Raw genomic sequence first — 12810 nt, 5'->3', positions numbered from 1 at the left:
AAATTAATTCCTTGTCTGAATAGTCGATCGCAATTTACACACCTTTCTTTTCTTTCCCTCTCCCGCTCTCCCCTCCATCAGATCCCCCCATCCTCTTTGAGAAGTTTTGTACTATTTGAGATGTTGGTGGTGCATAACCATAAAAAAATCACAGTATGACGATAACTGTTGCGCCTAAGCCATTACGTTGGCAACGGCCTAAATATTCCCCGCTGGCACGTCAAGCAGACGTTTTTGCAGCGGCTGGGAAATTCATGTTCTATTTGTGGTGGGATAGTATATTTGGCAACAACTCATCTTTACGCAGAAAGCGTCGGGCGCAGTGGTTAGTTCGGACTCTACTCAATTTAGGGCCAACTTTTATTAAAATTGGGCAGGCTATGTCCACTCGTGCGGATCTGCTACCCGCAGAGTACGTTGAGGCTCTGGCTCAGTTACAAGATAGCGTCCCGGCCTTTAGTGCGGACGAAGCGATCGCACTCATAGAATGCGATCTGGGTAAATCTATTTATACTTTATTTCGCGATTTTAACCATATTCCCATTGCTGCTGCTAGTTTGGGGCAGGTACACAAAGCACGCCTGCATACCGGGGAAGATGTCGTTGTCAAAGTACAGCGTCCTGGATTGCAAAAGTTATTTGATGTGGATGTTAAGGCTGTCCGTAAAGTCATGCGTTTTTGCCAACGTTATTTTACTTGGACAAAAAAATATGACTTAGATGCAATTTATCATGAATTTTTTACGATTTTATATCAAGAGATTGACTACGTACAAGAAGGAAAAAATGCCGAGCGTTTTCGCTATAACTTCATGGGTTATCCCGGCATTATTGTGCCTAGAGTTTATTGGGATTACACGACAAAGAAAGTCTTGACTGTGGAATATTTACCGGGGATTAAAGTAGACGATCGCCAAACAATAGTTGCCTGCGGACTAGATCCAAAGAAAATTAACCAAGTCGGTATTTGTTGTTACCTTAAACAATTGTTGCTGGATGGGTTCTTTCAAGCAGACCCTCATCCGGGAAATCTGGCAGTGAATCCCGCCGATGGCAGTCTGATTTTTTATGACTTTGGCATGATGGCAGAAATAAAGTCGCTTGCTAAAGAGCAGATGATCAGAAACTTTTTTGCAGTTTTAAGAAAGGATACTGATGAGGTATTGGATACTTTAATTAAAATGGGCTTAATTGAGCCTGTGCAGGATATGACTCCGGTACGTCGGCTAATTTCTTTTCTTTTAGAGAAGTTTACTGAAAAACCCGTAGATTTTCGAGCTTTTAACGAAATTAGGAACGAACTGTATGCGATGTTCGAGCAGCAGCCTTTTCGTTTGCCCGCACAAATGACATTTGTTTTGAAGTCATTGACAACTTTGGATGGGATTGCGAGAGCTTTAGATCCGGAATACAATTTAATGGCTGCGGCTCAGCCTTTTGTAAAAAGTATAACTGTTTCTAAAGCGCGGGGGAATACGATTGTAGAAATCGCAAAGCAAACAAGGGATTTGATCCAATATAGGTTGAATCAGCCGAGCAAAACAGAAATTTTGATTCAACGCTTGGAAAAGCGGATTGAGGAAGGGGAACTGCAAGTGCGGGTGCGATCTCTAGATAGCGATCGCGTCCTCAAACGTATTAATATGGGTATAAAAAGCTTAATATATGCTTGCTTAGCTGGATTCACATTGCTAGCAGGCGCGGTGCTGCTACTTGGGCCATATAAAGGTGGTGCGATCGCAGCTTTTATGTTTTCCGCATTGGCGTTTTTGTTTCTGGTACGCTCTTTAATTGATTTAGCTATTAAGGAAAAACTAGACAAAATGGGCGAAAAATAAGACTTTCACTCTTTTTGTGCTATAAGGCGCTGGTTTTGGCAAATTGGGAATGGAAAAATACAGAACGTCTGCCACAGGGTCTACAATAACTTGACAAGATAGAACTCTTGAATCTAACTGTAATTAGAATAGTAAATATTACAGGGTGTATATTCAAGGCTTTGGGCACAAACTATTATATTTTTGCAAAGGCTAAAATTTTAAAGCAATGCAGAAAAAACAACCAATACAAGAACACCTGCTTCTAGAAATAGAAAAATTGCGTCAGGAAGTAGAACATTTGAGAAGAGAAAAGGCTAACCTGAGAGCCTTGTTGGAGGAAGCTACGCAACATTCCGATACGATCGAGGCGGATCTGCACGATAAAGCCTTGTCGGTGGAGCGCTCTAGCGAGAGAAAATTGGCTAAATTTCTCGATGCTATGCCGATGGGGGTGTTTGTAGTCGATGCTACCGGTAAACCTTACTATGCCAATCAAATGGCGCAGTACATTCTGGGTAAAAGGATTGCGCCGGAAACTGGAATCGAGCAATTTCCAGATATTTATCAAACTTATCTCGCTGGGACAGACCTCCCCTACCCCAGCGATCGCCAACCTTTGTGGCGAGCATTACAAGGAGAAAGTACGACAATCGAAGATCTGGAAATTCGTCGAGGAGATAAAATTATCCCTTTGGAGGTTTGGGCAACGCCTATTTTTGATGAAAACGGGCAAATTACGTATGCGATCGCGGTATTTCAAGACATTACAGAACGCAAACGGGCTGAAATAGAACGGAGCGAATTTACCAATCAACTGCTAGAAATTAACTCAGCTTACGAACGCTTTGTTCCCCGTCAATTCCTCCAATTTTTGAACAAAGAAAGTATTGTTGAAGTTAAATTAGGCGACAACATACAGCAAGAAATGTCGGTGCTGTTTGCCGATATTCGCAACTTTACCACGCTTTCAGAAAGGATGACACCATCAGAAAATTTCAAATTTATCAATTCCTATCTGAGCTGCATGGAATCTGCGATCGCTGAAAATCATGGCTTTATTGACAAATATATTGGCGATGCGATTATGGCATTATTTAGCCAAGATGCAGATAATGCCCTGAAAGCGGGTATTGCTATGCTGCATCGGTTGAATGAATACAACCAACATTGGCAAAGTGTCGGTTATGACCCTATTAGCATTGGCATTGGCATTAATTCAGGTTCTTTGATGTTGGGTACAGTTGGTAGCCCTTCTCGTATGAATGGTACTGTGATTAGCGATGCGGTTAATTTAGCTTCTCGCATTGAAAGCTTAACTAAATATTACGATGTTTCGTTGTTAATTTCTCACCATACTTATTTACGCTTACCGAATCCCGATATATATGCCATTCGCACAATCGATCGCGTTAAAGTAAAGGGTAAATCAGAAACCGTATCAATTTTTGAAGTATTTGATGCCGATCCGCCTGAAATCCGAGAGGGAAAGTTGGCGACTGCTACAGTTTTTGAACAAGCTTTGTTGCTTTACAATCAGGATAATTATGTTGATGCGGAACAGATGTTTCGAGATTGTCTCTCTATTAACCCACTGGATAAAGTGGCTCAAATTTACCTGGAACGCTGTCAATTACAGTTGCTTTACAAAGTTAAATATTAAAAAAATAAGTGCGAAACAAATCGCACTTATTTTTTTGCTTTTTCTTTTTTAATACCCCCAGGGGAATTCGAATCCCCGTCGCCTCCGTGAAAGGGAGGTGTCCTAGGCCTCTAGACGATGGGGGCGCGTTGCTGGCGCGTTCATCGCGTTCCTTGCACCTTTATTAAATTAACCAATTTTTCTGAATCTGTCAACACCCCTTTTAAAAAATTTTTTGGAATCGGGGAGCGGGAGAGTCAAAAGTCAAAATTCAGGCATTCAAAAGTCAAAATTAGGAATTTATTGCCTCTTCTCCCACTTGTTGCCTCTACTGCTCCCTCCTGCCTCTTGTCTCTCCCTTTTTTGCAGTCCGGCACTGCCCTCAATCGATCGCACCCTGCAAAATAGACTGAAAGAGCTTGTTTTGGCGTATCCCATCAAAGTCGGGGTCAGTTTTTGCGAGCGATTTGTATTCCGCCGGATTGAGGGCGATCGCTCGTAGCAGGCTTTCAATTGCGGAATCTTGATAGCCCAGCAACGCATAGCAGCAAGCTTTGTTGTACCAGCTGTATTCGTCGTCGGGTTGGATAGCCAAAGCTTTGTCGTAGCTAGCGATCGCTTCTGAGTAGCGCTTGAGGTAACGCAGTACATCGCCACGCTTGTAGCAAACCCAGAAACCTAATTCCGGGTCGTTGAGAGCTTTGTCGTAGCTAGCCAATGCCTCCTCATAGCGTCCCAAAAGACGCAAAGTATCTCCCCGCCGCAACCACGCCGAACTATCATCCTCTCGGATGGCTAAAGCTTTGTCATAACAAGCGATCGCTTCTGAGTAGCGTTTGAGATGCCGCAGGGCATCCCCGCGCCGGAACCAACCCCAATAGTCAGTTGGTCTGATTTCCAGCACTTTGTCGAAGCTGGCGATCGCTTCTTCAAATTCGTCCAAATCCTCTAGTGCCAAACATCCCCGGTTGTACCAAGCCCAGTAGTCGTGCGGTCTGATTTCCAGGGTTTTATCAAAACTGGCGATCGCCTCCTCGTACCGCCCAGCATCGTGCAGTGCCTTGCTGCGTTTGTACCAGGCCCAGTAGTCATCCGGTTCGATTTCCAGCGCTTTATCGAAGCTAGCAATTGCTTCTTCGTGAAGTTCCTGGTCAACTAGGCGCTTGCCCTGCCAGTACCAGTCCCAGTAGTTGTCTGGATTGAATTCTAAGCTTTCGTCTTTGCCACTCATGAGCATCTGATTCATTTTTCCAGCTTTGTCTTAGCGTCATCTTCACTCGAAACATTTGCCCAACTTTAAGTTTGGAGCAGAAGACTCAGCTGTTCAATAGCATATGTTATCTTTTCAAGACGAGTAGGAAAGCCATAACGCAAGATAATCGGGTTCGGTTTAAATAGAATACCCTACTCATTTGCACTTGTCTGTGTAAATTTTTACGGCAGCTAGACAACTAGCATTAAAACTCAAACAAATTTAGCAGCAATCCAACGACTCTGGGGCGTAGAGGAAGTCAACGCTTGGGGAGAGAACCACTTCTGGATTGAGTACCGCCAGTAACTCTATCCAAGTAGGCTCTTTAGATCGAGAATCCCCCGATTTCCAATCGGGGGAGCGTCAATGAAGTGAAGTACCGTAACGCGGTGGGGAATTTGGTGGTATTACTTTATTAATGCCTGAAAGCGCTCGTCAGACCGAATTCCTGCAAAATCGGAGTCTTTTTGGGCCATTTCTGAATATAATTCGGGATTTAAATTAATAGCTTGTTCCAAGCTTTGAATTGCTAGCTCAATATGGCCCTGCTGCGAATAACAGCAAGCTTTGTTGTACCAAGCTCTATGTTCGTCAGGCTTGAATTCTAGGGCTTTATCATAACTGGCGATCGCTTCTTCTAGGCGACCCACCTGGCGCAGGGCTACACCTCGGTTGTACCAGGCTAAGTAGTCGTTGGGTTGGAACTCAAAGGTTTTGTCAAAAGATGCGATCGCTTCTTCGTAGCGACCTAGTTTCCACAGGACAACGCCTCTGTTATACCAAGCTTGATTGTAATCCGGTTTGATTTCCAGAACTTTATTAAAACTGGCAACTGCTTTTTCATAGTAACCCCAGTCTCTGAGGGTAATGCCTCGGTTGTACCAAGCATTGAAAGCTTCTGGCTTAAACTCGATCGAGCGATCGAAGCTGTTGAGCGCTTCTTCGTAGCGACCTAACTTACCCAGCGCAATGCCTCGGTTGTACCATGCCCAGTACGCATCGGGTTGCAGTTTAACGGTACGATCGAAACTGACAACTGCTTTTTCAAAATTCCCCCAGTCACTGAAGGTAATACCCCGATTGTGCCAAGAATTAGCAGCATCGGGATTGAACTCCAGCGCTCGGTCGAAACTATTAACCGCATCTTCGTAGCGACCTAATTTACCCAGCGCAATGCCTCGATTGTGCCAAACCCAGGCTGTGTCCTGTTTAATTGCCAGCGCTTTATCAAAGCTTGAGAGTGCTTCCTCGTGGCGACCTAAATTGCCTAGTGCTAAACCCCTCTGACAGAGCGCGTTATGATAATCTGGTTGAAACTTGAGAGCGGTCTCAAAACTGGCGACGGCTTCTTCATATTTTTTAACCTCGCTCAGGCGCAATCCATGCTGGAAAAAGAATTCGGCTTCAAGATTAGGAGTATGGCTCATAGAATCTGTCATCTGGCTAGAGGATGATATGTTTTCTTTTAAGATTCCCAAAAACATATCACGATTCAACAACCAAACTGCAACTTCTAATTAACCGGGATTTAACCAGCTAAAGGGGGAAAAGAAGAGGAAAAAGCGATCTGTAAAGCTTCATAAGCTCTCATATCAAATCCGGGTTATTTACCCCCTTTATATTTTTCCTCTTCTCTCCATAAGCTCCATAAGCTCCATAAGCGCTTCATTATAACGGGGGTCGTTAACCCGGATTTAGTATCAGAGCCCTAAAGATTGCCCAGATATCCTTGGTGTGAGATAAAATCTCCTGTGCTAGAGCATCGGTCAATAATTGGTCTATTGGTCTGAGAAACCGGGTATCCTGGCTGCGAAAAGCGGAAATTTCGTTGTTACTATGACAAGAAACCCAACTTCTCCGATCGCTCGATCGAGGCTCTAGAAGTCATCGAAGGATAAAAATATGACCGAACAAACAGGCTCTGCTTACCGTATAGAAAAGGATTCAATGGGAGAGCGGCTTCTTCCTGCCGACGCCTACTATGGAATTCAAACCCTGCGGGCAACCGAAAATTTTCCCATCAGCGGCATCAAGCCTTTGCCCACCTACGTGGATGCCTGTATTCTGATTAAGAAAGCGACTGCTTTAGCCAACGGAGAACTGGACTGCATACCTAAAGACATAAGTCAAGCGATCGTACAGGCAGCTGATGAAGTCCTTAGCGGTAAATTCCGGGATCAGTTTGTTGTCGATGTATATCAAGCTGGTGCGGGAACATCGCATCATATGAATGTGAATGAAGTACTGGCAAATCGGGCGCTGGAACTGCTGGGAGATGAAAAAGGAAATTACAAGCGCGTCAGCCCTAACGATCACGTAAATTACGGACAGTCTACCAATGATGTGATTCCCACTGCGATTCGGATTGGGGGATTGCTGGCTTTGGAAAGAACTTTGTTTCCAGCATTATCGGATGCGATCGCCGCATTAGACAACAAGGCAGAAGAATTCCAAGATATTGTCAAATCCGGCAGAACCCATCTACAAGATGCCGTACCGGTGCGGCTGGGGGAAAGCTTCCGCGCTTGGGCCCAGATTTTGACGGAACACTTCATCAGAATAGAAACGGCTTCGGGAGACCTAACTTTACTGGGTTTGGGCGGTTCTGCGGCGGGAACTGGGTTGAATACTCATCCTCAATACCGCGACAAAGTGGCAGAAATTCTCGGACAGCTGATTGACAAACCCCTGCAACCCGCACCGCATATGATGGCGGCGATGCAGAGTATGGCACCGTTTGTGTGTGTTTCCGGCGCTTTGCGTAACCTAGCTCAAGATTGCGTCAAAATTTCCCACGATTTGCGGTTGATGGATTCTGGGCCAAAAACTGGACTGAAGGAAATTCAATTACCGCCAGTACAGCCGGGGTCTTCGATTATGCCAGGAAAGTACAATCCGGTGATGGCGGAGATGACTTCGATGGTGTGTTTTCAGGTGATGGGTTACGATGGCGCGATCGCACTTGCCGCTCAAGCAGGACAATTAGAATTGAATGTGATGATGCCGCTCATTGCTTATAACCTCATTCACAGTATTGAAATTCTGGGTAATGCTTTATCTGCTTTGACTAAGCAATGTTTAGAGGGAATTACCGCCAATCGCGATCGTTGTTCGTATTATGCTGAAGGTAGCTTAGCTCTCGTCACCGCACTCAATCCCTACATTGGCTATCTTAATGCAGCAGCCGTTGCGAAAGAATCCCTGGCAACTGGTAAAACCCTGCGGGAAATTGTCTTAGAAAAAAATCTGATGAGTGAAGCAGAATTAGCGAAAGTGTTGGATTTGGAAAAAATGAGCGCAATGCCAACCGAAACTTAATTTTTTAAGGTGGGCAATGCCCACCTTGATCTGTCTACTAAAACCTTAACCGCTGACCGCTTCCTCATTTGACAAACTTGCTTTTGCATCTGCTTCTATTTGTTCTTTCGCTATTAGTTGGCTTCTCAGAGAGGGAGTTATAATCATCAAACCTCTCACAATATCTTCATCAGTCGCCGTTCCACCGATAACCTTTTTCTCAATTTCAATAACCTCCAGCGCCAAATGATGGGGAATTCCTCTAGCTTCCAGTCTTTTGACCTCAAGTATATCTATCCCTTGCGCCAATCCCTCCAAATATTCATCCACAGTTACGCCCCAATCTTCTATCTTTGCCATTGTTCTTCCTCAATTTAAATAATATCCTGCGATCGATATCAAATTCATCGCTCTTTAAGTACACATACATACTCTCACAAAACAGCGTGCAATTACCATTATTCACAGCACTTCACAATTTTATTGTGAAACTTCTACTCCCTCTAAAATTCCCATCAGGACTCTGACTAAACTATCCAAATCATCTGGAACTTTAAACAAATTGAGATCTTGAGTAATCATTTGAGGGTGGCGATCGAGCTTACCAAAGCGCCAAACATCACCCATCGTTACTGCTCCATAAAACACATTTTGTTCTTCAATATGGGATAGGGCAATTAATTCTACTGCTAACTGGGTAAATCCTCTAGTGAGGTCATCATTTTTGGCTTCAATAACGAGCAAATTGTTGGTCGATCGCAAGAGATAATCAAGATTGCCTTTGAGCCAGTTATTGACCGTTAAAGGATATTCAATCCGCATTTGGCATTGGCAATAACGAACTACCTCCAACATCACTGGAGATACCAGTGTCTCTCTTCTTGCTGTCTCATTACTCAAACTGATAAAAGGTAAGACCTCTTCTATTCTTTGCTTCAATTCTGGAAGTCTGTCTAGCTGCTTAGTTGTTTGAGGCAGAGATAGGCGGGATTTAATCAGTGAATAATTAAATTCAGCTAGAATGTCATCGGCTTCGTATGGTAACTCGAAGTAAGACCGAAAGGTGTACGACTGATTTTCTTGCAGGATTTTCATTTTAGCCATAGCGCCTTCACCTTTACTTCTGTTGTGAGGAGGTAAGCCGACTTGATGCGGACTGAAATCTACAATTAATTATAGATTAATTTATTGTCTTCGGGATGGGATCGCTCCTACTTATTTTCGCTCTGATGGTACACTCAGGTTATCGCGCAGCGTTTGTTCCTGTCGTTTTACTGCTGCCAAAAGTTCGGCATTCTGAAGAATCACACCTACTTGATTATTAAATACCTGCATATATTTTTGATCGTTTTGGTCGAAACTGGTTTGAAAGCAATCTGGTAATTCACTGCCATTAACAGGATATAAATCTGCCAAATCACCGGGTTTCTTTTTATTGACTAATTGAGTAACGCCAATCAATTCGCCATCGGGATTCCAAACTGGCATACAAAGTAAACTGCAAGTGCGATAACCAGTTCTTTCATCTGTTTTTTTGGCAGTTTCGGAATCTGGGTATTCATATAAGTCAAAAGGAATATTGAGAGGTACACCCATTTGTGCAACTTTGCCAGCATAACCTTCACCTAATCGCAAACGCAATTCCCTCTGCAAACCGTCTTTAAAGGAAATTTTTGTCCACAGTTCGTTGGCAGCGCGATCGAGCAACCAAAGCGTGCTACGATCGGCATTCATAAGTTCTTTCGCCGCATCCATAACTCGCTTGAGAACTTCATCCATTTCTAAGCTACTTTGGTTAACAGAACGAGTTGCTGCCATTAGCGCTGCTGCTACTCTTTGTCCTCTAGCTGTTTTATGATAGGAACGGAAACTTTCCAGAATCATTTGAATTAAAGGTGCATTTTCGGCAAACTGTTTTTCATCTGTTTTCGTAAAACCTTGGGGGTCGATTTTTTCCGATAAAGGCAATGTCTCGTCGTACAACAGTTTTAACTTATTGATTAATTGAATAACGGCAACTAAATCTCCCTGTTCGTTCAACAGCGGTAATGCTAGCATTGTATAGGTGCGATAGTTGTTCTTTTTGTCCTGTTCTTTAGCGGTAATAGAGCGCGGGTCGTCGTAAAAATCAAAAGGAATATTAATGATTTTCTTGGTAGCTGCTACTTCACCAACAATACCTTTGTTGGCAGGTATGCGAATTTCTAAAGTTTCTTTACCTCCAGATTCCGCAACGATCGACCAAAATTCATTGCGCTCTTCATCCAATAGAAAAATAGTTGTGCGATCGGCATTTAGCGATTTACCCATTTTCAAAGTAATCGATCGCAAAGTATTATCGAGAATGTCATCAAAACCTTGACCGTCCATAACTTGCATGAGCATTCCCAAGGTTTGACTGACAACATTGTGCGGCTGACTTTCGGCCTTTTTCTTCATCTCAGCAAACTCTTTGGCGTGTTGAAGCGCCACTCCCACTTGCGAGTTAAATATTTGCATATATTTTTGACTGTTGGCGTCGAAACTATCTTGGAAACATTCTGGTGCTTCCGGCCAATCATTCGGGTCGTATTCGGGAAAATCACCTTGTTTTCTTTTATTGATTAATTGGGTAACACCAAGCAATTCGCCATCTGGACTTAAAACTGGCATACATAGTAAACTGCAAGTGCGATAACCGGTTTTGCGATCGGTTTGTTTTGCTGTTTCCGATTCCGGGTGTTCGTATAAATCGAAAGATATATTGACAGGTTCTCCCGTTGCTGCTACCTTTCCGGCAAAACCTTGACCTACCCGCAAGCGCAGGGGAATTTTAGCACCGTTTTCAGCAATGAGAGTCGTCCAAAGTTCGTTTTTGCGATCGTCGAGCAACCAGAGGGTACTGCGATCGGCATTCATCAATTTCTTGGCTGCTTCCATCACCCGCTTGATGATTTCTTCGGAATCCAAACTGCCAAGCGCAACCGATCGCGTGGCTTCTGTCAGTGCTTCCGAAGCTTGCAATCTTTGGGTTAATTTGTAACAATAGTGGCATCCCTGTAAGAGTCGTTGCAGTTGGGGAGCATACTCGCCAAACTGTTGTTTATCTGCTTTTGTAAAACCTTCTTTATCAATCCTTTCGGCAAAAGTTTCGGCGGGATTGTGAGGTTGTTTAACTTTATTGACTAACTGGACAAAAGCGAATAAGTCTGACTGGATGTTAAACAGAGGTACAGTCAACTCATTATAGATACGGTAGGAGCTTCTTTTGTCTTGTTCCGCCACTACACAAGAGTACCAATCTTCCGCTAAATCGGCTGGGAGATGGACGGCTTTCTTATAAATGGTAACTCTACCTGCGCTTTGATTGTTGGCGAGGATCTGAATTTTGGTGGGACTGCCTTCTGCTGTTTTGGCGATGATCGACCAAAGTTCGTTTTTCTCTTTATCTATGAAGAAGATGGTAACGCGATCGACACTCAGCAATTCCCCTAATTTCAGGGTAATCGAACCCAATATTTCATAAAGAACATCATCAAAATCTCTGCCTTCCTTCGCTTCTAGCATAGAAAGCAGTTTTTGTTCTTGTTCGGCAACAATTTGTTTGAAATCCGGTTGCAGAGTTGCCAAGGTTTTGTTAAGCCAAATCCAATTAAATACAGAGGCATAAATGCGGTTAGCAACGCTTAATTTTCCGGCACGCTTGACTACTAAGCCGGAAAGTCGGAGTTCCATCTGTTCGCAACTGTCATGAGATGAAATCTCACCGCGTCGCAAAACTTCCTCATAAAGTTTGAGCAGCAATTTTAGGCGCTGTCCGCTTCTCAGCAGGCGATCGCGTATAGTTTTTATATGTGCTGGTTCGTCTTGCGCTTCCCAATTTTCAATAATATGAGTTTGGACTAACTTTTCGACCCAGGCTTGGGGATTTGGGATTTGGGATTTGGGATTTGGGATTAATTCGGCGTTGTCGAGGATAATTTTGCAAAGTTTCTGTGTGAGAAATGGTTGTCCTCCCGTCCAGTTCAAAATTGCTTCTATGACAGCTTGGGGATTGTGTACTTTTTCTGCCAAACCCCGGACAAGCGGTTGCGCTTCCTCTAATTTAAAACCGTGCAATTCAATAGCGCGACCGATATTAAAAGGTGTGCAACTTTTGTCTTGAATTAAGTCAGAAGGAGTCGCCACTCCCAGCAGCGCAAACGTGAGGCGATCGTACTCGTTGCAGGCGCGGATAAAAGCAAAAAAATCGTCTGTCCGGAAAGGTAAAGCAAGAATGCTATCGATTTCGTCGATAAAAATCACAATTTTTTCACTGACAGACTCCAGCAAAACTTCTTCGATCAGTTCGCTCAAACACTGCACGGGTGGGAGAAACTCGCGATCGCGCAACCAAGACTTCAGATTGATCTGGAGTTGAAAACTGTTTACCAGCCGTCTCATCAATCCCGCGTACCACTGTGGCGGCGCGATATCCTGACTGCCAATTTTGTTGAGGTCGATCGCAGCACAGGCGATACCTTCCGCTTGCAGCTTGTGCATTGTTCGCACCCGCAAGCTGGTTTTCCCCATCTGGCGGGAATTGAGGACGTAACAAAACTCTCCCGCCTTCAAGCCTTCGTAAAGGTCGCGATCGGCTTGTCGCACCACATAAGTCGGCGCATCCAGGGGGAGATGTCCGCCAACCTTGTAGGTGTAGGCTGAGTTTTCCTCTTGTATCATTAGGGGTTCCGATCTTGTAGAAAACACCGCTTTCATTTCCAACCTAACCTATGGAAGCCGATCGCATCATCTTTGACTTTTACCTTATATTATGTTCGCTC

Annotated in this window: 8 protein-coding genes and 1 tRNA gene; 3 read left to right on the top strand and 6 right to left on the bottom strand. The window is 43.9% G+C overall.

Features of this window, described 5'->3' with window-relative positions; genetic code table 11:
* Positions 1-155 precede the first annotated feature (155 nt).
* The gene (locus ACE1CD_RS26505; protein ID WP_374793106.1) at positions 156-1838 is read left to right on the top strand and encodes an ABC1 kinase family protein; all 1683 of its coding nucleotides are present in this window, start codon (positions 156-158) and stop codon (positions 1836-1838) included.
* A gap of 208 nt (positions 1839-2046) precedes the next feature.
* A complete protein-coding gene (locus ACE1CD_RS26500; RefSeq protein ID WP_374826751.1) occupies positions 2047-3480 on the top strand; it encodes an adenylate/guanylate cyclase domain-containing protein in 1434 nt (477 codons plus the stop codon).
* A gap of 52 nt (positions 3481-3532) precedes the next feature.
* Here ACE1CD_RS26500 and ACE1CD_RS26495 read toward each other — a convergent pair.
* The 3 genes from ACE1CD_RS26495 to ACE1CD_RS26485 form a co-directional block, all read right to left on the bottom strand.
* Positions 3533-3605 (bottom strand) — tRNA-Glu (locus ACE1CD_RS26495).
* A gap of 236 nt (positions 3606-3841) precedes the next feature.
* On the bottom strand, positions 3842-4705 hold the full coding sequence (locus tag ACE1CD_RS26490) for a tetratricopeptide repeat protein (RefSeq protein WP_374793099.1): 864 nt from the start codon (positions 4703-4705) through the stop codon (positions 3842-3844).
* A gap of 413 nt (positions 4706-5118) precedes the next feature.
* Positions 5119-6150, bottom strand: coding sequence for a tetratricopeptide repeat protein (locus ACE1CD_RS26485; RefSeq protein ID WP_374793097.1), 1032 nt, complete (start codon positions 6148-6150; stop codon positions 5119-5121).
* Between the two features lie 463 nt (positions 6151-6613).
* Between ACE1CD_RS26485 and ACE1CD_RS26480 the strand changes: the two genes are divergently transcribed.
* A complete protein-coding gene (locus ACE1CD_RS26480; RefSeq protein WP_374793095.1) occupies positions 6614-8029 on the top strand; it encodes an aspartate ammonia-lyase in 1416 nt (471 codons plus the stop codon).
* Between the two features lie 45 nt (positions 8030-8074).
* On the opposite strand, the gene ACE1CD_RS26475 is transcribed toward ACE1CD_RS26480, so the two are convergent.
* From ACE1CD_RS26475 to ACE1CD_RS26465, 3 genes are all read right to left on the bottom strand, one after another.
* Positions 8075-8368: a hypothetical protein gene (locus ACE1CD_RS26475; RefSeq protein ID WP_374793093.1), complete on the bottom strand. Its 294-nt coding sequence runs from the start codon at positions 8366-8368 to the stop codon at positions 8075-8077.
* Positions 8369-8488: 120 nt separating this feature from the next.
* A complete protein-coding gene (locus tag ACE1CD_RS26470; RefSeq protein ID WP_374826750.1) occupies positions 8489-9112 on the bottom strand; it encodes a hypothetical protein in 624 nt (207 codons plus the stop codon).
* 111 nt (positions 9113-9223) lie between these two features.
* Positions 9224-12709 (bottom strand): GAF domain-containing protein, encoded by a 3486-nt coding sequence (locus ACE1CD_RS26465; protein WP_374793089.1) that lies wholly within the window; start codon positions 12707-12709, stop codon positions 9224-9226.
* Between the last annotated feature and the right edge of the window lie 101 nt (positions 12710-12810).

Source organism: Aerosakkonema sp. BLCC-F183, from assembly GCF_041929145.1.
Lineage (GTDB): Bacteria > Cyanobacteriota > Cyanobacteriia > Cyanobacteriales > Aerosakkonemataceae > Aerosakkonema.
The sequence above is the reverse complement of the archived record's forward strand: the minus strand, read 5'-3'. Positions and strand labels throughout refer to the sequence as shown.